Source organism: Pseudoalteromonas shioyasakiensis (assembly GCF_024518675.1).
GTDB classification, from domain to species: domain Bacteria; phylum Pseudomonadota; class Gammaproteobacteria; order Enterobacterales; family Alteromonadaceae; genus Pseudoalteromonas; species Pseudoalteromonas shioyasakiensis_B.
This window is the reverse complement of record NZ_JANIGL010000007.1, coordinates 23,678-41,955: the sequence shown is the minus strand read 5'-3', so window position 1 is coordinate 41,955 and position 18,278 is coordinate 23,678. Positions and strand designations below refer to the sequence as shown.

20 protein-coding genes are annotated in these 18,278 nt (G+C 41.4%); 9 read left to right on the top strand and 11 right to left on the bottom strand.

All coding sequences use genetic code 11. The annotated features are described in order from the left end of the window. Positions 1-208 precede the first annotated feature (208 nt). From NQT69_RS16615 to NQT69_RS16605, 3 genes are all read right to left on the bottom strand, one after another. Positions 209-1,420 carry a M56 family metallopeptidase gene (locus NQT69_RS16615; protein ID WP_256828796.1) on the bottom strand — a complete coding sequence of 404 codons (1,212 nt, stop codon included), beginning with the start codon at positions 1,418-1,420 and terminating at the stop codon, positions 209-211. Positions 1,421-1,429: 9 nt separating this feature from the next. Continuing rightward, positions 1,430-1,804, bottom strand: a complete 375-nt coding sequence (locus NQT69_RS16610) for a BlaI/MecI/CopY family transcriptional regulator (protein WP_256828795.1) — start codon at positions 1,802-1,804, stop codon at positions 1,430-1,432. An 83-nt stretch (positions 1,805-1,887) separates the two neighbouring features. Continuing rightward, positions 1,888-2,580 (bottom strand): pseudouridine synthase, encoded by a 693-nt coding sequence (locus tag NQT69_RS16605; protein WP_256828920.1) that lies wholly within the window; start codon positions 2,578-2,580, stop codon positions 1,888-1,890. 83 nt (positions 2,581-2,663) lie between these two features. Between NQT69_RS16605 and NQT69_RS16600 the strand changes: the two genes are divergently transcribed. Both NQT69_RS16600 and NQT69_RS16595 read left to right on the top strand, forming a co-directional pair. Next, the gene (locus tag NQT69_RS16600) at positions 2,664-2,969 is read left to right on the top strand and encodes a DUF6482 family protein (protein WP_256828794.1); all 306 of its coding nucleotides are present in this window, start codon (positions 2,664-2,666) and stop codon (positions 2,967-2,969) included. Between the two features lie 22 nt (positions 2,970-2,991). Then, the gene (locus tag NQT69_RS16595) at positions 2,992-3,396 is read left to right on the top strand and encodes a GNAT family N-acetyltransferase (RefSeq protein WP_256828793.1); all 405 of its coding nucleotides are present in this window, start codon (positions 2,992-2,994) and stop codon (positions 3,394-3,396) included. Here NQT69_RS16595 and NQT69_RS16590 read toward each other — a convergent pair. The 8 genes from NQT69_RS16590 to lptM all read right to left on the bottom strand — a co-directional run bounded on the left by NQT69_RS16590 (position 3,393) and on the right by lptM (position 9,547). Then, positions 3,393-3,755 (bottom strand): HopJ type III effector protein, encoded by a 363-nt coding sequence (locus NQT69_RS16590; protein WP_256828792.1) that lies wholly within the window; start codon positions 3,753-3,755, stop codon positions 3,393-3,395. The genes NQT69_RS16595 and NQT69_RS16590 overlap by 4 nt on opposite strands. Positions 3,756-3,768: 13 nt before the next feature. Beyond that, positions 3,769-4,893 (bottom strand): retropepsin-like aspartic protease, encoded by a 1,125-nt coding sequence (locus tag NQT69_RS16585; protein ID WP_256828791.1) that lies wholly within the window; start codon positions 4,891-4,893, stop codon positions 3,769-3,771. 11 nt (positions 4,894-4,904) lie between these two features. Continuing rightward, positions 4,905-5,612 carry an HAD-IA family hydrolase gene (locus NQT69_RS16580; protein ID WP_256828790.1) on the bottom strand — a complete coding sequence of 236 codons (708 nt, stop codon included), beginning with the start codon at positions 5,610-5,612 and terminating at the stop codon, positions 4,905-4,907. Between the two features lie 10 nt (positions 5,613-5,622). Continuing rightward, positions 5,623-6,588: a tyrosine recombinase XerC gene (locus NQT69_RS16575; protein WP_256828789.1), complete on the bottom strand. Its 966-nt coding sequence runs from the start codon at positions 6,586-6,588 to the stop codon at positions 5,623-5,625. Then, positions 6,585-7,208, bottom strand: coding sequence for a DUF484 family protein (locus NQT69_RS16570; protein ID WP_256828788.1), 624 nt, complete (start codon positions 7,206-7,208; stop codon positions 6,585-6,587). The genes NQT69_RS16575 and NQT69_RS16570 overlap by 4 nt, the downstream gene beginning before the upstream one ends. Further along, positions 7,205-8,035 (bottom strand): diaminopimelate epimerase, encoded by an 831-nt coding sequence (dapF, locus tag NQT69_RS16565; RefSeq protein ID WP_087531220.1) that lies wholly within the window; start codon positions 8,033-8,035, stop codon positions 7,205-7,207. Before dapF ends, NQT69_RS16570 begins: the two co-directional genes overlap by 4 nt. 63 nt (positions 8,036-8,098) lie before the next feature. Then, complete coding sequence (lysA, locus tag NQT69_RS16560) at positions 8,099-9,352, bottom strand: diaminopimelate decarboxylase (RefSeq protein ID WP_256828787.1); 1,254 nt, start codon at positions 9,350-9,352, stop codon at positions 8,099-8,101. Continuing rightward, complete coding sequence (lptM, locus tag NQT69_RS16555) at positions 9,353-9,547, bottom strand: LPS translocon maturation chaperone LptM (RefSeq protein WP_256828786.1); 195 nt, start codon at positions 9,545-9,547, stop codon at positions 9,353-9,355. It abuts the gene before it with no gap. Between the two features lie 134 nt (positions 9,548-9,681). Here lptM and cyaY point away from each other — a divergent pair, with 134 nt between their 5' ends. From cyaY to NQT69_RS16520, 7 genes are read left to right on the top strand one after another with little or no spacing between them, the layout of a single operon-like run. Then, positions 9,682-10,005 carry an iron donor protein CyaY gene (cyaY, locus tag NQT69_RS16550; RefSeq protein WP_256828785.1) on the top strand — a complete coding sequence of 108 codons (324 nt, stop codon included), beginning with the start codon at positions 9,682-9,684 and terminating at the stop codon, positions 10,003-10,005. After that, the gene (locus NQT69_RS16545) at positions 10,002-10,658 is read left to right on the top strand and encodes an alpha/beta hydrolase (RefSeq protein WP_256828784.1); all 657 of its coding nucleotides are present in this window, start codon (positions 10,002-10,004) and stop codon (positions 10,656-10,658) included. The genes cyaY and NQT69_RS16545 overlap by 4 nt, the downstream gene beginning before the upstream one ends. 23 nt (positions 10,659-10,681) lie before the next feature. Then, positions 10,682-11,542 (top strand): DUF2914 domain-containing protein, encoded by an 861-nt coding sequence (locus tag NQT69_RS16540; RefSeq protein ID WP_256828783.1) that lies wholly within the window; start codon positions 10,682-10,684, stop codon positions 11,540-11,542. A 38-nt stretch (positions 11,543-11,580) separates the two neighbouring features. Next, a complete protein-coding gene (gene hemC / locus NQT69_RS16535) occupies positions 11,581-12,531 on the top strand; it encodes a hydroxymethylbilane synthase (RefSeq protein WP_256828782.1) in 951 nt (316 codons plus the stop codon). Next, on the top strand, positions 12,532-14,364 hold the full coding sequence (locus tag NQT69_RS16530) for a uroporphyrinogen-III C-methyltransferase (RefSeq protein ID WP_256828781.1): 1,833 nt from the start codon (positions 12,532-12,534) through the stop codon (positions 14,362-14,364). After that, the gene (locus tag NQT69_RS16525) at positions 14,361-15,464 is read left to right on the top strand and encodes a heme biosynthesis HemY N-terminal domain-containing protein (protein WP_256828780.1); all 1,104 of its coding nucleotides are present in this window, start codon (positions 14,361-14,363) and stop codon (positions 15,462-15,464) included. Before NQT69_RS16530 ends, NQT69_RS16525 begins: the two co-directional genes overlap by 4 nt. A gap of 38 nt (positions 15,465-15,502) precedes the next feature. Then, a complete protein-coding gene (locus NQT69_RS16520) occupies positions 15,503-18,196 on the top strand; it encodes an ATP-binding protein (RefSeq protein WP_256828779.1) in 2,694 nt (897 codons plus the stop codon). The last annotated feature ends 82 nt before the right edge of the window (positions 18,197-18,278 follow it).

The window sequence follows — 18,278 nt, the reverse complement described above, 5'->3', positions numbered from 1 at the left end:
CTAACGAAGAATCACAAAAATGAAAATATCTCAACTGCGACAAAATGTCACAGCTGCAAAATGCGGTGACTGAGCTATAGTGAAGTTGATGTTATTGTTAGCCGGCATTGTTTTTATAAGCAACGCCGGCTTTTTTATGCGTTGTTGTTAAAAACGCCAAAGCAAGCGGCTTAAATAAGGCGCTTGCTTTAGGGTTTTCTATTACGGCTTACTTAGCGGCAACAGTCACTTTTTCAATTAGATCTTCAGATTTGTAATGCTTATCTATCGCGAAGTCTAGCTGTACTAATACATCTTTGAAGCCTGAACTTGAAGGTTTATATTGCCATTTCATTAATGCTCTTTTTGCCTCGCGGTTAAATACACCGGCAGGTTTTGCATTAACAACGGATACGTTTTCAGTGTTTCCTGCTTGGTTAATGTCGTATTTCAACACCACGGAGCCACTAATACCTTGCTCTGCAGCTTGAATTGGGTAAACAGGTTCAATACGCATAATAGGCGAAATTGCATGTTTGTCCGTTTTCGCTTCTGGCTGTTTCGCGGTTGCAAAATTGCTGAGCATGCCTGCGGCAAAAATCAGTAATGCGCCTTTGGCAACTAATGAGCTATTACCGCTGTGTTTAATTTGCTTGAGTCGTTGTAACATGGTTTTTTTATCTCCATAGTGTGAGTAGGCCATTAAACCCGCGCGAGTATTTGCTGCGCAATTTATAAGGGCCTTGCTGTATAAAATCCGTTGTTGAGTGTTTTTATTCATTAATACTTTTTCATCGCATGAGAGCTCTTGTAAGCGGCGAAAACTTATATAACCTAGCCACGCAATAGGGTTAAACCAAAATACTAGGGTGACTAATAAGCACAGCATGTTAAGTAAGTTGTCTCTGCGTTTTATGTGTACTTTCTCGTGTTCTATTATCAATGCGAGTGATGCGCTGTCTGTTTTTTGTATATACCCCGTTGGCAGCACTAATTGTGTGCGCAACAAGCCTATTACCATTGGTGTATTCACTGAGTGACTTTGTAATAGGGCTATATTAGGGGTTTGCTCAGCTAATTGCGTATTATGCAAAGGGGTCAGTTTTAGTTGGTTTATAAATCGCTTGTGTGCCATAACGGCGATTGTCGCTAAAACGCTAAACACCATGACATACAGGAATGCCCAGCTCACACTGAAATGGCTGTTTAATGGTTGATCTGGTGTAATCAACATCGTGCTTATGGTGGTATTTTGAATAGGTTTATAGTGTTCTGGTAAGTTAACCAGTAGCAGTGAAACCGGCACCAAGAGCCATAATTTATAAACAAAATTTGCACTAAGCCATTGCAATGAATAACGTTCTAATATCAGCAAACCTAGGATCAAAGTGGTTACTAATAGCTGTTGCTCAATAATCCAGTTAAAGGTACTTTCTAGCATGCTTATCCTCTATTTTTGCTGTTTTTCCCAGTCATCAATCACTTTTTTAAGTTCGTTGATATCTTGTTGAGAAAGTTGTTCAGACTTTGCAAAGCCACTGACGAGCGGGGCTATACGGCCACTAAAAAAACGCTCAATGAAGTTTTGGCTTTCTTTTAGTGTGTATTCAGCGCGTTCCATGCAAGGGGTGTAAATATACTGACGGCCGTCTTTTTCAAAGCTCAGTGCTCCTTTTTTAACTAAACGGCCAAGCAGTGTTTTAATGGTTTTTTCGTGCCATTGCTTTTCATCGCTTAAGCGTTCGATAATCTGGCTTGCAGTAGCGGGATAATTGAGCCAGAGCGCATCAAGCACTTCAAACTCAGCTTTTGATAATTCAATCATAATAATATTGCCTACAAGTGTAATCTTTAAGTTTAGATTACACCTGTAATCATAATTTGCAACTGTTTTGGATAAAAAATAAGTTAATTTTTTATGATGTCGGATTTTTTGACTTCAAGGTAGCTGTTTTCAGCAAGGGGGAGGTTTGAGAGATCTAGTTTACAGATTTGTACACGGTATAAATCAACCACTGTATAGCCGAAATAATGGGACATTTTACGAATTTGTCGATTAAGCCCTTGTTTTAAAATGATACTAAACTGCTGTTCTGATAGTTTTTCCACTGCGCATGGGAGTGTTATTTGATTATCAACAGGAACGCCTTTTGCCATTTTATGGCAAAAATCATCAGCCAGTGGCTTATCGACGGTAACAATATAGCGTTTGGGCTGGTGGAAGTCGGGATGAATAAGGTAATTACAAAACTCACCGTCATTGGTTAGTATGAGTAAGCCTCTTGAGTCTTTATCTAATCGGCCAATAGGGTAAACCCGAATGCTACTTGGTAAGTGATGAATAAGGCTGCTGGGATCATTTAGCTTGAGTTTGCAGTCAATACCAACCGGCTTATGGTACGCATAATAAACGAGTTTAGCTTTGCCTTGCACTCGGCAATCATTAACCAGAATCACATCATTATCATCCACATGATCGATATGGTTTGCCGCATGATTGTTTACAGTGACTACGCCTTGATCAATGAGTCTCGATGCTTGTTTGCGAGAACATAAGCCCGCGTGGGCGAGGTATTTGGCAAGGCGGATTTTGTTTGTCATAGGGTTTATTAAAAATTCTAATTGATCAAAGTATAACAAAGCCACGTATTGAGCCTAACTATACTTTGTAAAAGAGTAAGACTATGGCGATGAAATTATCAGAGCTGAGCAATCACCAGCCTATTCAGAAAGTGATTGTACACTCTCTTGAAATGGCGTTTTATCAGGTTTCTGTAATGATCAATAATGTTGAATATTATGTCACAGATGATCACGGTGAGTTTATCCGTGGCCTGAGCCCGTTACATATTCAAAAGCGATTAGAGCATTTAAGCTACGCGAAAATGGTGTTACGCCATACCAGTGCCTATGATGAAATGTGTGGTCAAGCTGAAAAAACCGAAAGTAACATGCTTGAGGTTCCTTATGGAAAAAACCATTTGTATTGAGGTCAAGATTTTATGGGTTTAAATGTTTACCTTAGTTAAAGATAACTCCCTTGAGCTTAGTGCTCAGCTACGCTCAAAAATAGTCGCGTTCAACAACATACACTTTAATGCAGAGCGTATTCCTCTGGGTTTTAAGGTAATTGAAGAATCACACTTGGTGGCAGGGATTTCAGGACACGTTATTGGTAATTGGTTATTAATCAGTTGGCTCTGGTGTGATGAGAGATTCAGAGGTTGTGGTTTTGCCAAGCAGCTATTGAATGAAATGGAATTAGCTGCAGTAGAGCACGGTGCAATTTTTGTGCAGCTTGATACGCTAGATTTTCAAGCTAAGCCGTTTTACGAAAAAAACGGCTATTGTGTTAAATACCAAATGGATAATTACCCACTCGATGGTACTCGTTACTTTATGGAGAAAGCTCTTTAATTTTTGCTCGTCAGCACCTGCCCTTCATCAAAGGTGATCCCTAAAAATGGAGTGGCTTCTGGCGCGAGCATGAAAGTGCGAATGTTCATGTGATCTTCACCGTTTGGGTTACCAAGTACATCTTCCCGATAAAAAGCGCCAAAGCAATCTAAGGTATTTTGCTTACTTAGCTGATTTAGTTTTGCGAAGGCAAAAATTTTACATGAACCATTGTTTTCGTTTGCACCACTGAGCAATCCATGATTATTAAAACCTGATGGCGTAAACGTATAGTTGTTGTCAATGACCGTCATGGTATCGGTAAATGCAATATTTTGTGGTTCATTGGCTAATCGGGTGAGAAAATCGTTGAGGTTCATAGCTATCCTTAATTTATTGTTTGTCTAACTCTAGCTGATTTGTTTGCTGATTAATATTAAATTTAAAGCTCTGCAAAAAGTTCATGCCCAGTAAGCTATGCCCTGAATGTTGGCTAATTGCTAAAACATCAAAATCGCTAATAATTTGCTGACCTATTTGAATTGATTCAATGCGGTAGCGTTGCGCAGTGGTTTTGCCATTGGCTGTGTTTACCATCATAGTGCCTAAATATTCAGGGCTTGGGTAAAGCGAATCAATGAGAGTTTGCGATAACACTGTTAAGCTTGCCCCAGTATCAATCATCAGTTGAGTGCCAAGGGTGTTGTTAATAGTTACATCAAGTAAATAATGAGCACCCAGCTTGGTCAATGGTATGAAATCAACCTCTGAATAGGCGTTATTAATTAAGTTTTGCAGTTTATTTGCTTGTGACTTTAAAGGGTGATTGTCATTTAGCCTGTCGAGACTACTTTGTGCGCTCACTAAATCACCGAGTTTATAATAAGCATTGGCTTGTGCCATTAAGTAATAGGGATTTTCACTGCTGTAATCTAGCCATACGGCCGTTTGATTCACTATGTCTTGCCATGCTTCTCGCTCGCTCAAAGCGTTTATTTGTGCTTGAGTAAGCTGTGTTAAACGCATTGATACCGCCGCTTGCTCTGCTTCATTTGCCATTGATTGCAAGGTAAACAAGGCGACAATAGCTTGATGGGGTTGCTGGTTTTTCACTAAGCGCTCAGCCTCTAGTTGCAGCATTTTTATATCATAGGGAAAGCTACTTAAAAATACTTGCAAAAATGCTTCTGTGGTTGTTAGTTCATTGTTAAGCAGCCAGCTATCAAGTGCATCTAACCATTTAAAGTAAAGCCGCTCGGCTTGTAATGGCTGAGAATTAATCAGTTGTTGATAGCTGGCTACAGCAGCCGTAAAGTGCTGCTTTTGGAATTGCTCAATAGCTAGTTGGTAATGTGAGTTAGTCAGTTCTTTACTTTGCTTTTTTGTCGCTGGTATTGTTGTATTAGGCGTAGTTTCAACAACAGTTTTAGCTTTCTCAGGCCAGAGTAAGTAGGCATTGAGTGCAACTGAAAGTAATAATAACAAACTGACTAATTTAGTGTGAAAACTCCAGCCCATCGATAACTCCTTTATCTTAAAAAGTGTTTAAGCGCGTGAATGTTTGTTATTTCTACATCAGGTAAACCACGGTACGCATATTGTGCAGGTTGATTGCTTAGCCACAATGATTGACAGCCAGCATTATGGGCGCCGTGCACATCTGTATCTAAGCTATCACCAATATGTAGGATGTGTTCAGGTGCTACATTTAGCTGCTCGCAAGCTTGCTGAAACATAGTTGGGTGGGGTTTTGCTTTACCATGTATTCCTGCTTGTAATACCAGCTCAAAAACGCCGTTTAGATTAAAGCGCTCGATTTCGACATTGCCATTGGTAATGGCAATTAAACGATAATGCTCACTAAGACCAGAGAGAAGTTCTAAAACATCATCACTTACTCTAATTTGGCTGCGCTCATCAGCAAACGCTTTATATGCAGCGGTGGCATGCTGCTTAAGTTGCTCGCCTTGATAGCCAAGCTTAGCAAGGCCTAATTGTAGGGTGTCTTTTCGCCATTGGGTTACGTTATCAACTAGCGCTGGATTTTGTTGTACAGCTTGCTCTCTACATTGTTGCCAATATTGCTTACCTTGAGCTTGCCAGTCAGGTAACGCGTTTAAGTAATCAATTTGGGCTTGCACCGCAGCTTTAATGATAAGGTGATTGTTATAAAGCGTGTCGTCTAAATCAAAGCTCAGTACTTTTATTGGTGATATTGCACGGTTAAAACGGATCATATATTTCCTTTTAATCGGTATTCTGGCGTTTTTTAGCGCGGGGGTGGGTGTTATCGTACACCTTAGCTAAATGTTGAAAATCTAAATGGGTATATACTTGCGTAGCTGACAAACTGCTATGTCCTAACAGCTCTTGTACAGCTCTTAAATCCCCTGATGATTCAAGAATATGTGAGGCGAATGAATGACGCAGTTTATGCGGGTGTACTTGGCTGCTAATACCTTGTTTAATACCCCATTGTTGCATCCGTAATCGTACTTGGCGCACAGAAATACGGCATTTTTTACTGCTGACGAACACGGCTGGCTCATCAGGGCCTGCAAATTGCGGTCGTAACTTTAACCAACAATATAATGCATCAAGGGCTTTGCCGCCCACTGGTAATAAGCGTTCTTTATTGCCTTTACCTCGCACTAATATTTCACCTTCGCTGCGGTTAATATCATGCATGTTAGCGCCAACTAATTCACTAATACGTAACCCTGATGAATACATTAACTCCATCATCGCTTTATCGCGGGTGGCGAGGGGGTCATCGTCATCAATTTCTAGCAGCCGTGCCATTTGATCAACATCGAGATTTTTTGGTAAAGGTTTTGCGAATTTAGGGCCTTTTATCGCTTCTGCTGGGTTGTGATAATGACTTTGTTGGGTAATATTTTTAGATTTAAGAAATTTATACAGGCTACGTATACAGCTGAGCTTTAAGCTAATTGTTCTACCGCTGAGTTGTTTACTGCGCAGTGCCATGCTGTAGCGGCGAATATACTCACCTTTTACGTCCTGCCAGTTATCACATAGTTTACTAAAATAATGCGCGGCAAATTGTAGCTGGCTGGTATATTGGCTAATGGTGTGTGCAGAGTATTGCTTTTCAAACCGTAAGTAATCACTAAACAGTTGGATAGGAGTAAGCCATTGTTCGCTCAGTTGTGCTGTTAATGGCTCTAAACCGGGAGGTTGCTCCTCGCTCATGCTAGTTCCAGTTTTAATTCCAATAATCTAAGTTGTAGCGAGCGTACAAACTCAAGCACAAAAAAGCTGTCTTTAGCGGGCTCAAAATGGTTGGCATCAAGGCTACCAAAAGCAAGAATAGCAACTGGGTGTTGGTTATTGCCAATTAAATAGAGAGCGGTCGATTGGGTTTGCTCTGCAAAAAGCAGCTCCCGCTCTTGTTGGCTGACGCGGCCAAGGTAACTGCCAGTATCTTTCAGCCGATGCTCGATTAATGCATCATATTTAGCTTCATAGCGCACTAAGTGGCACTCACTGATTGCTGGGTTGGTGCAAATAATATTGCGTAAGTTAGTCGCTAAGGTTTTAAAATCGTAATTAGTCCAAAGCTGACGGTGGCATTGGCTAAATAAGCGGTAGATAGACTCATTTTCGGTTGCTTGTTCGATTAATTGCTCAATTTGCGCTTTTAGTTTGGTATTGTGTTCACGCAATTGGCGTTGTTGGATATGCACTAAAGACGTTGCGCCTTGCGCATTTTGCTGTAATTCAAGCTGTGCCAAAAGTTCTGGGTTTTGCAGTAAAAAGTCAGGATTTTCAGTTAAAAAGTCACTAACTTGTTGTTCTGTTATTTTACTCATAGGGCAACTTGTCCATCAAATACGTGTTCTGCAGGGCCTGTCATTCTCACTGGGTGACCTTCACCTTGCCAACGAACTTGCAAGCTTCCGCCCGGTAAATCTACTTGTACTGTAGTTGCTAATTTGCTTTGTACTTGGCCGATAACCATAGCAGCACAAGCACCGGTACCACAGGCGAGGGTTTCGCTGACACCGCGCTCCCAAACTCGAAGTTTAATATGTTCTTGCGAAATCACCTGCATAAATCCCACATTTACCCGTTGTGGAAAACGTTCATGATTTTCAAGTAAAGGGCCTAGCGTATTTACATCCGCGGTTTCTATATCATCAACTTCTAACACACAGTGCGGGTTACCCATCGAGACTGCACCGCTAAATACGGTATGTTCTTCGGCGCGAATAATATAGGTTAGCTCTCGCTTACTGGCTTTGAGTGGAATTTTATTCGGCTCAAAATTGGGGTGGCCCATATTAACGGTGACTTGCCCATCTTTTTCGATATAAAGAGTAAGGTTACCTGATTTGGTTGAGACCGTTACTTTGTGTTTATTGGTTAAACCTTTCATGCGTACAAAGCGGGCAAAACAGCGAGCTCCGTTACCACACTGTTCTACTTCGTTGCCGTCGGCATTAAAAATGCGATAATGAAAATCGAGATCAGGAGAATAGGGCGCTTCGACCATTAACAGTTGGTCAAAACCAATGCCAAAATGGCGATCTGCCAATTTTTTGATTTGATCTCGTGATAAGAAAACGTTTTGTGTAATGTTATCAATTACAACAAAATCGTTGCCTAGGCCGTGCATTTTAGAAAAATTAACTAACATAGCGCTCTAATTCGGGTTTGCTCTGCGCTAATCATGCCACAGAGCAGCCGGGTTACAAAAAGTTTATGGTAAAATTTTCTCGCCTTGCCATAGGCTTTCTATGGTTTCACGAGCACGGATCAAATGACTTTGCTCGCCATCTACCATGATCTCAGCAACGCGTGGACGTGAATTGTAGTTTGAACTCATGGTAAAACCATACGCACCAGCACTTAGCTGCGCCACCAAGTCCCCTTGCTTTAACGCCAGCATGCGGTCTTTACCTAAAAAATCACCGGTTTCACAAACTGGACCCACAATATCAAAGTTGTGAGTTGGTGTGTCATCGCTGTGTGGGCTAACAGGCACAATATTTTGCCACGCTTGGTAAAGTGATGGGCGCAGCATATCGTTCATACCAGCATCCACAATGGCAAAATACTTATCTTGGTTTTGTTTAATAAACTCAACTTTAGTGACTAATATACCTGCGTTTGCTGCAATAGCTCGGCCAGGTTCAAAAATAAGCTCTAAATCTTGGTAGTTTGCTAAACGTTCAGTGATATGAGCTACGTATTCACTTGGGTGAGGTGGGGTTTCACCATTGTATGGCACGCCTAGACCGCCGCCAATATCAATATGACTTAGTACAATATCATTTGCTTTTAGCTCATCAATCAGTGCTAATACTTTATTTAAAGCTTCTAAGAATGGTTTAATCTCAGTAAGTTGTGAGCCGATATGACAATCGACGCCCGTAACTTTTAAGCCAGGTAACGAAGCTGCATATTGATACACACTCACAGCAGTAAGAATATCGATACCAAATTTATTTTCTTTTAAACCGGTAGAAATATAGGGGTGAGTTTTGGCGTCGATATCTGGATTTACACGAATTGAAATCGGGGCGACCAAGTTAAGCTCTGTCGCAACCTGTGAAATACGGTCAAGCTCAGATACAGATTCAACGTTAAAGCATTTTATGCCAAGCTTAAGGGCGTAGGCTATTTCATCTGCAGTTTTCGCAACCCCAGAGAACACAACTTTACTAGCATCGCCGCCAGCTTGTATAACACGAGCTAGTTCACCTTTAGAGACAATGTCGAAGCCTGAGCCTAAACGCGCTAAAACATTTAATACTGCAATGTTAGAGTTGGCTTTAACCGCATAACACACTAAGTTTTTATGATTTTTAGCAGCCTCAGCAAAGGCAAGGTAATGGCGCTCAAATGTTTTACGTGAATACACATAACAAGGTGTACCGTATTGTGTTGCTAATTCATTGACAGCGATGTCTTCAGCGTGCAGCTGATTATTTTTATAGTCAAAAAAGTCCATCTATTGGTCCTGTTTCGATTCAGTGGTTGATGACGGAGTACCAGCTTCTGTTGAAGCTTGCTTTTGTTGTTGATTTGGTTCTACTTTTTCTTCAGGTAGATACAAGGGGCCGCTTTGCCCGCAACCAGCGAGAGTGATAAGTAGTACAGCAATTGGGGAAAGTTGTTTTAATTGTTTAAGATGCATCTCTTTCATTAGATTAATCGCGTTGCTGGCTTTATAATCGCAGATTAACAGAATATCTAAAAAATGCAGCTATTCGCGGATGATTTTATTCCTGTTACACTATCTGCATGTAAATTGTACCTAATGCCGTTAAGGAAATAACAATGACAGACCATGAATATCACCAATTAGCCGAAGCACTTATGTTCACAATCGAAGAGCAGGTTGATGATTGTGAAGCGGATCTCGACTACGAATCAGCAGAAGGTATCTTAGAAATTATTTTTGCTGATCGTTCTAAAATCGTAATCAATAAGCAGGCGCCTTTACATCAAGTTTGGGTGGCAACTAAATTTAATGGTCATCACTTTGAACTACAAGGTGATAAGTGGATTGATAACCGCTCTGGTGCAGAATTTTGGCAGTTTATGAATGATGCAGCAACACGCCAAGCGGGGCAAACAGTTGAGTGGCAGTCACAGTTATGAGTTTAGAGTTTGTAGAGCACCCTGCAACAGGTGAGCACAAAGCGACGGTTATCTGGTTACATGGTTTAGGCGACTCTGGCGATGGATTTCTACCTGTCGCCTCACAGCTATCATTGCCTGCAGAACTTGGCGTAAAGTTTGTTTTTCCACATGCCCCAGTGCAGCCTGTTACAATCAATGGCGGTATGACAATGCGCTCTTGGTACGATATTAAATCGATGGACTTAGACAAGCGTGCCGATGAAGCCGGTGTGCGTGAATCTGCCGCTAAAGTAGAGCAACTTATTGAGCAAGAGCTTAATGATGGCATAAATGCCAACAAAATTATTTTGGCTGGTTTTTCACAAGGCGGGGTAATTTCACTACACTTAGCACCGCGATTACCGCAAAAGTTAGCTGGTGTGATGGCGCTCTCTACTTATATGTGTGTACCAGAGAAATTTACAGCAGAAGCAAAGCAAACTAATTTAAACGTATTTATGGCTCATGGTCGTCATGACGATGTGGTGCCACATAGTGCGGGTCGAAGTGCGTTTGATGTTTTATCAGCGCATAACATGGATGTGAGCTGGCAAGATTACCCTATGGCTCATCAGGTCTGTGGGGAAGAGCTAATGGCAATTCGCCAATGGTTAATTGCTCGCTTAAGTTAATTATTGAAAGCATTGAGGCTATTATGAGTCAAAAGATCGTGATCACTGCAAATGTGAATAGAAACTCGGGCACGGCAGTGCCAGAGGTAACTTATCAATGGCATTGGCGACGTATTGTTACTGTTGCGTTATTGGTAAGTTTAGCGTTGATGGTTTTTGCATATAGCCTGCTAGGCTCTGTTAATGCTGAGCAAAATGAGGCATCAAATGATGAGCAAGCACAATTAAGCACAGCATTTGATAGCTCAGATACCCAGCTTGAGACTACTGATGAGGCAATCATCACACAGCATGATATTACAAATGTTACGGCCTTAGATGAAGTAAAAGAGCCGATTACTGCAATGGATGAAGAGCTTGCTATTCCAGCACCTGAGCTTGTAATAGATCAGGTTGACGAGCAAGAGCTACAAACACAAAAAGAAGATGTGTTAGCTACAGAGGTGAGCTCAGCAGAGCAAAAGCGTGATGATGCAAAGCAAGGTACAAGCATAGAAACCTTTGCTGCATCGGCTCATATTGCGAGTGTGGCTTTAGGTGCTAAAATAGATACAGATAAAGTTAGCCGTGCAGTACTTACTCGAGACGTCGTAGAGCGTGAGCCCATCAACGTATTTAAAGCGGATATTCGCTTATCTGATTTTAGCGATAGTTTGGCTTTTTTTAGTGAGTTGAAAAACTTACAAGGTCAGCGCATTAGGCATATTTGGCGCTTTGAAAACCAAGTGATGGCAAGTATTGAATTAAACGTTACCTCGCCGCGTTATCGTACCTACTCAAATAAACATATTTTACCTGAGCAAATCGGGCACTGGCGCGTTGACGTGGTCGACGAACAAGACCAGCTACTTGCTCAAAAAGAATTTCGCATTTTAGCTGATTAATCGATTTGTTTGATTAGCAAAGAACATTGGACTTTTTCATGACTACACAAGCAACAGAAAACCCACATATCGTTCGTATCGCTACGCGTAAAAGTGCTTTGGCACTTTGGCAAGCTGAGTTTGTAAAAGCGCAACTTGAACATTTTCATAATGATATTAAAGTAGAGCTCGTTCCTATGTCGACGCAGGGTGATATCATTTTAGATACGCCATTGGCAAAAATTGGCGGCAAAGGCTTGTTTGTTAAAGAACTAGAGCAAGCGATGTTAGATGGTCGTGCAGATATTGCCGTGCACTCAATGAAGGATGTGCCGGTTGAGTTTCCTGAAGGTTTAGCACTACACACTATTTGTCAGCGTGAAGACCCAAGAGATGCTTTTGTATCAAATAACCATGCAAGTATTGAGCAACTCCCACAAGGGGCAATTGTCGGCACTTCTAGCTTACGTCGCCAATGCCAGATACGTGCGCTGCGTCCGGATCTCGAGATTCGTGATTTGCGTGGCAATGTTAATACTCGCTTAGCTAAATTAGATGACGGTCAATACGATGCCATTATTCTTGCTGCTGCGGGTTTAATTCGTCTGGAAATGCATGATCGTATTAAGGCATTTATTGCGCCAGAGGTATCGCTTCCGGCTAATGGACAAGGGGCTGTGGGCATTGAATGTCGTGTTGATGATGAAGTGACAAAAGCATTGCTTGCGCCGTTAGAGCATAACGAAACACGTATTCAAGTAAATGCAGAGCGTGCGATGAATCGCCGTTTAGAAGGTGGTTGCCAAGTGCCAATTGGTGCCTATGCACTCGTTGATGGCGAGCAAGTTCACTTACGTGGTCTGGTTGGTGCTGTAGATGGCAGTGAAATTCTTCGTGCAGAGGTTACCGGCAAAGCAGCTGATGCTGAGCAACTGGGTACCCAATTAGCTGAGCAATTGCTTGGTATGGGTGCAGATAAAATTTTAGCTGATGTATACAGAGACGCATAAATGCCGCACATACTGATAACTCGTCCACAAGGAAAAGGTGCCGAACTTGCTCAGCAACTTGAGCAATTGGGTTATCAGGCAACTTTATTTCCTGTTCTTGAGATTAATTATTTAGAGCCAAGCAGTGAGCAATTAACTCCTTTGTTAAATGCAGATAAAATTATTTTTATTTCGCAAGATGCCGTTAATGCACTACTCGCGCTTAAACCTGAAATAAATACTAAAGCGCAGTTTTATGCTGTAGGCGAACAAACCGCCGAAGCAGTTTGGCAAGCCTTTGGTGTACGTGCAGCTGTGCCAAAGCAACATGACTCCGAAGGCTTGTTAGCATTAAAGTCACTGCAACAGGTTGAAGGGCAAAATATTGTCTTGGTTAAAGGCAAAGATGGCCGGCCGACAATTGCGCAACAGCTAAAGCAGCGTCAGGCATTTTTGAATAGTCTGGTGGTCTATCAGCGTGGCCCGGTTAAAGGAAACCCAATAGACTGGATAGACCACTGGCAAAGCCTTGATGTTGAAGGTATAGTCATAACAAGTAATGCGGCTGTTGATGCTATTTTTCGTCAACTTTCGCCAAAACAACTACAATGGTTAAGAGACTGCCAGTTTTATGTTGCGAGTGATCGTATTAGTGAGCACCTAAAGCAACAGTTAGACTCGGCAACTATACACATTGCTGCAGGCGCGAGCGATAGCGCTATGTATACCTGCATCAGCCAAGGTAATACTATGAGTGAAAATGTAAAGCCAGCAACCTCTTCAGAGGTGAAACCAGCCACTGCTAAGTCAGCGGCAAAACCTGCCTCAGCCGCAAAAAAAGAACCTACTATGCAACAACAAAATAATAAACAAAGCATTAGCAAAACGGGAAGCTTAGCCTTGCTTATCTCGCTTATTGTGGCCTCAGGTGTTGGCTATCAGTTTTATCAAAAGCTTAATTCAGAGCAACAAACTAATCAGTTAGTAAATCAGCTTAAAACAGATAATCAGCTATTAAACAAAGAGTTAAATGCAGTCAAAACGGCGCAACAAACATTACAACAAGCACTATTTAATAGTGAGGAAAAAGTAGCAGCGGCGCTGGCAGAAAATAGTGAAAAAACACAGCAGCAATTAGACAGTGCATTGCAACGCGCTGAACAACAAGCCTATAGCTTAAACCCACAAGAAGTTACCAGTTTACAACGCATGGCTGAATTTAAGTTGTGGGCTGAAAAAGATTATCAAGGTGCAGCGGCCGTATTGTCACGCTTAGACGCTTTACTTGCAGAGCATCCTGGAACCGGCGCTATTCGCCAAGCAATTCATCAAGACTTACAAGCGCTTAGTAGTGTGCAGAGTGTGCCAGTTGAAGCTATTTACTTAAAACTGCATGGTATTGTTGAGCAAATTGAAAAACTTGAGTTTAATGCTGTCGCATTACCGCAAGAAGTGAGTGCAGAAGACCAACATGCGTTGACTGAAGATGTCAGTGATTGGCAACAAAACCTGCTTAATTCGTGGCATCAATTTACTGATAACTTTATAAAAATTCGCCAGCGCGAAGATATGTCAATCGAGCCTTTATTAACAGAGCAAGAGCGCCATTTAATTCAGCAGCGTTTGAGCTTGTATTTGGCACAAGCACAAGATGCACTGTTAACCAAACAGGCGAGTGTGTATTTTACTGCCGTTAGCCAAGCCCAAGAGCTTGTTAATGAATATTTTAAGCACGATGAGCCGCTAACTAAAAGCACGCTTAAAGCGCTGCACGAATTAAGTACAGAACAAATGCACTTTAGCCCTGAGGTGAAGCTTAAAAGCACTGAGCAGGTCAAGGAGTGGGCGCAATGATCCGCTTGATATTGCTTATTTTAGCTATTGCAGTATTGCTTGCGCTATCGCCTATGCTAATAGGTGAAGTTGGCTATGTATTAATCTCATTTAATCAAACAACAATCGAAGGTTCGATAATTGCGTTTTGTGCGACGTTTTTAGTTATCGCACTGGGCTTGTATTTAACTTATAAATTGATTCGTTATATTTGGTCTTTATACAGTAATACGCGTCATCGGTTTTTTGCCCGCAATGAAGAGCGCAAGCAAGCAGCGATTGAACAAGGTGTTTGGAGTTTAGTTAATAGTGATTATGAACAGCTAGAACTTGCACTCACAAATAACAGCGTTGCGGATCAGTGGCAGGATTTACGCTATGCCATGCTAGCGAAAGCGGCACTGCAAGCGCATAACGCGAACAAAGCGATAGAGCTACTTGATAAAATCAGCCCTGAGAATCAATTAAAAGCCGCTAAATTGTGGCTGGCCAGTGGCGATAGCAGTACCGTGGCAGGAGAGTTGAAGGCGCTAGCCGAAGCGAAAAAAGCCAGTGCGCTGGAGCTCAAATTGTATGCAGAAGTGCTTGTACAGCAACAGAAGTGGTCTGCTCTTGAGCAGTTTATGCCGCGCTTATTAAGTAAAAAGGCACTGACAGATAAGCAATGGCAGGTTTTATTTACTACTTACTTTAGCGCACAACTTGAATTAACCGATAAATATCAAGCGTTAGCTAAAAGCTTGAAAGCCAAAGCAGATACGGCTTACTTGGCTGCGATGGCAAAAACAGGGCGATTGAGTGAGATTGAATTGACCTTGTTAAAAATGCTGAAAAAACCAGAAGATCAACATCAGTTAGCACAAATACTTAAAGTGTCAGCCCCTGGGGATGCGTTAAAGTTGCAAGCTAACTTACAAGATGCTCTGAAAAAACAGCCTGATAACCAAGACTTGTTATTAGCACTTGCTTGCTTAGCAAACGCCCATGGTGAATACGAGTTAGCAGCACGTGTGTTTGATAAAGCGCTCACTCCCAGTAATCAAAAAGAGTACTTAGTACAAGCGCAGCTAAGTTATAGTAAAAGTGCTCAACCACAAAAAGCGCTCGATCTTTATTTATAATAATTTAATTGTACTTTAGGCATAGGAGCGCCAAGACATTGAAGAATATTTTTACCCTAACCTTCAATCTTGCACTTGCCTACTTTAGTATTGGTTACTTTAGTAATCTGTTACTTGCTATAGACGGTTACGCTGTTGCTTCGTGGCCGCCTTCGGGTATTGCGCTTGCCGGCTTTTTACTCGCGGGGCACCGTGCTGCATTTGGTGTGGTGTTAGGGGCATTACTAACTAATTTAACCCACCTCGACCGTGTTGCTGACATTCTCCATTGGCAAGTCTTTTTACAAGCGTTATGTGTGTCTTTAGCTGCAACTATTCAGGCTTGGATCGGGTGTTTGTTAATTACCCGTGTGATCAAAGCTCCGCTAGATTTATCATCTTTAAAGCATAGTGTACAAAGCTTAATTGTTGCAGGCCCGGTATGTTGCATCATTGCGGCAAGTATAGGTACTGGGTTACTGGTAATTAACGATGTAATACCAAGCTCATTAGCGGCTAATAACTTCATTGCTTGGTGGATTGGCGACAGTATTGGGGTGCTTATTTTTACGCCTTTGATGTTGGCTGCTTTTAATTACGCTCAGGTACGCCATCGCTTGCAAGTTATTGTGCCTTCGTTGCTAATTTACTTAGTTATAAGTATTTGTTTTTATGCTGCAGCAAGTGTAAAAAAAGAAAAAGATAACCAAAAACAAGCGGCAAAAGTCGCCGAAATTCAATCTGAAATTAATCATAAAATAGATGAAATTTCAGCGCATTTAACTCTATTAGCAACCTTTTTTGCGAGCAGTGATGATGTTAGCTATGAAGAATTTAAGCGTTTTAGCTCTCAGCAGTTAGATTATAGTCGTGAAATTATCGCCTTTGAATGGGTGCCTATGGTGTCTTTTGCTGAAGTTGATCAATTTCAACAAAAGATGCGACAGCACAACGCAGCAGCTAAATTTATCAAAGAAAAATCCCCTCAAATGTACTGGCAAAAAGTGACTAAACGTGATGTTTATTTTCCTATTCATTATGTAAATCCACTTGCTGGCAATGAGGACATAATTGGTTTTGATTTAGCCTCAAGTGAACAGCGCCGTAAGGCGTTAATGATGTCTAAAGCGCTCAATGAACTGATTCTAAGTGAGCCAATTAAGTTGATGCAAAAAGTACCAGATAAAAAAGCTGTATTGTTTTTTGTGCCAGTTTTTGGTGACTTAGATACTTTAGGTGATTTTAGAGGGGTCGTGGTGGGGGCTGTGAGCGTTGCTAGGCTTATTGCTAGCTTGCAGTTTGAGCATCATAGTGAGGTGAGTGCTAACTTTTATGATGTAACGGATGAAAATAATAAGCAGGCAATTTTTATCACCCCTCGCCAAGGTCTTGAGTTACTAGAAGAATACCAGCTATTAATAGGCAAACGAATTTGGCAAATTGAGTTACTTGAACCAAAAGGGCCGACGTCTTGGCTTGTGTATTGGTTAGCGCAAATAGTGGGTATGTTATTTGTTTGGTTATTGATTACTTTTTTGATTTCGGTGACAGGAACAAATATTCAGGTGCGGGAGCAGGTGGCACTACAAACACGCACCTTACGAGAAGAAAAACGTAAAGCAGATGAAGCAAGCCAAATAAAAAGTCAGTTTTTGGCTAATATGAGTCATGAAGTTCGTACCCCCATTAATGGCATAAAAGGGCTACATTATTTAGCATTGCAGCAGCAAGATTGGCAACAAGCAAGGCGCTATATTGAGCAAGCTGATGGTGCACTCAGTGTTTTGCTAAGAGTACTCAACGATGTGTTAGATTTCTCCAAAATGGAAGCTGGTAAACTCGAGTTGATGCAAGAACCTGTTGCTATTAATCAGCTCACCGATGAGCTGATAAACTTAGTGCAGTTCGACGTTGGGGTTAAGTCTCTAGAGCTAAAATTAGAGTTAGACAAAAGCGCTGACTTAACCCTCAATACCGATCCAATTCGATTAAAGCAGATTTTGTTGAACTTATTAAATAATGCGATTAAGTTTACTGCATCAGGCTCTATCACAGTAAAAGTATGGCAACAGGATAGCAGTACCATATTTAGTGTTACCGATACCGGAATTGGGATTAGCCCAAGTGCTCAAAAGCAACTTTTTCAGCCTTTTTCACAGGCCGATAGCTCCACATCACGCCAGTTTGGTGGCACAGGTTTAGGTCTGAGTATTTGCAAAAAGTTGGTTGAGTTGATGGGGGGGAGCATCTCTTTGCAAAGTGCGCAAGGTCAAGGCTCCACTTTTAGCTTTACCTTACCTAATCATTCACCTTTACCGAAAGCACAACACTTAGCGCCATCCATTGATGAAGTTGATGTGAGTAAGTTATCTTTTTCCAACATTAAAATTTTGTTGGTAGAAGATAACCCGCTAAATCAGCATGTAGCCTCTGCAATTTTAAAGACTAAACAGTGCCACGCAGATATTGCTAATGATGGTTTCGAAGCAATTGAAAAAGTTTCAGCTGGCCAATATGATCTTGTATTAATGGATATACAAATGCCAAATATGGATGGCCTGCAAGCGACCAAGGTTATTCGTAATGAACTATGTATTAGTGAGTTACCTATCATTGCATTGTCTGCAAATGCCCATGATGATGATATTAAAAAAGCGCTAAATGTCGGCATGGACGGCTATTTAACTAAACCGATAGACGCTGACAAGCTGTTTAAAACTATCTGGCATCACTTAGCTGAGCATGACAAATGACCTCTCTATGATAAACAAAATCAACTAAACTTGTATTACCGATTTAAGTGCGTATGATGCGCGCAAATTAAATAGACTGAGT

Coding starts and splice junctions, on each gene's coding strand:
- NQT69_RS16610 (WP_256828795.1), bottom strand. CDS start 1,804: ATGATTGAATTATCAAAAGCTGAGTTTGAAGTGCTTGATGCGCTCTGG.
- lysA (WP_256828787.1), bottom strand. CDS start 9,352: ATGGACTTTTTTGACTATAAAAATAATCAGCTGCACGCTGAAGACATC.
- NQT69_RS16525 (WP_256828780.1), top strand. CDS start 14,361: ATGATCCGCTTGATATTGCTTATTTTAGCTATTGCAGTATTGCTTGCG.
- NQT69_RS16600 (WP_256828794.1), top strand. CDS start 2,664: ATGGCGATGAAATTATCAGAGCTGAGCAATCACCAGCCTATTCAGAAA.
- NQT69_RS16615 (WP_256828796.1), bottom strand. CDS start 1,420: ATGCTAGAAAGTACCTTTAACTGGATTATTGAGCAACAGCTATTAGTA.
- NQT69_RS16605 (WP_256828920.1), bottom strand. CDS start 2,580: ATGACAAACAAAATCCGCCTTGCCAAATACCTCGCCCACGCGGGCTTA.
- hemC (WP_256828782.1), top strand. CDS start 11,581: ATGACTACACAAGCAACAGAAAACCCACATATCGTTCGTATCGCTACG.
- cyaY (WP_256828785.1), top strand. CDS start 9,682: ATGACAGACCATGAATATCACCAATTAGCCGAAGCACTTATGTTCACA.
- NQT69_RS16530 (WP_256828781.1), top strand. CDS start 12,532: ATGCCGCACATACTGATAACTCGTCCACAAGGAAAAGGTGCCGAACTT.
- dapF (WP_087531220.1), bottom strand. CDS start 8,035: ATGTTAGTTAATTTTTCTAAAATGCACGGCCTAGGCAACGATTTTGTT.
- NQT69_RS16540 (WP_256828783.1), top strand. CDS start 10,682: ATGAGTCAAAAGATCGTGATCACTGCAAATGTGAATAGAAACTCGGGC.
- NQT69_RS16585 (WP_256828791.1), bottom strand. CDS start 4,893: ATGGGCTGGAGTTTTCACACTAAATTAGTCAGTTTGTTATTATTACTT.
- lptM (WP_256828786.1), bottom strand. CDS start 9,547: ATGAAAGAGATGCATCTTAAACAATTAAAACAACTTTCCCCAATTGCT.
- NQT69_RS16595 (WP_256828793.1), top strand. CDS start 2,992: ATGTTTACCTTAGTTAAAGATAACTCCCTTGAGCTTAGTGCTCAGCTA.
- NQT69_RS16545 (WP_256828784.1), top strand. CDS start 10,002: ATGAGTTTAGAGTTTGTAGAGCACCCTGCAACAGGTGAGCACAAAGCG.
- NQT69_RS16570 (WP_256828788.1), bottom strand. CDS start 7,208: ATGAGTAAAATAACAGAACAACAAGTTAGTGACTTTTTAACTGAAAAT.
- NQT69_RS16590 (WP_256828792.1), bottom strand. CDS start 3,755: ATGAACCTCAACGATTTTCTCACCCGATTAGCCAATGAACCACAAAAT.
- NQT69_RS16580 (WP_256828790.1), bottom strand. CDS start 5,612: ATGATCCGTTTTAACCGTGCAATATCACCAATAAAAGTACTGAGCTTT.
- NQT69_RS16575 (WP_256828789.1), bottom strand. CDS start 6,588: ATGAGCGAGGAGCAACCTCCCGGTTTAGAGCCATTAACAGCACAACTG.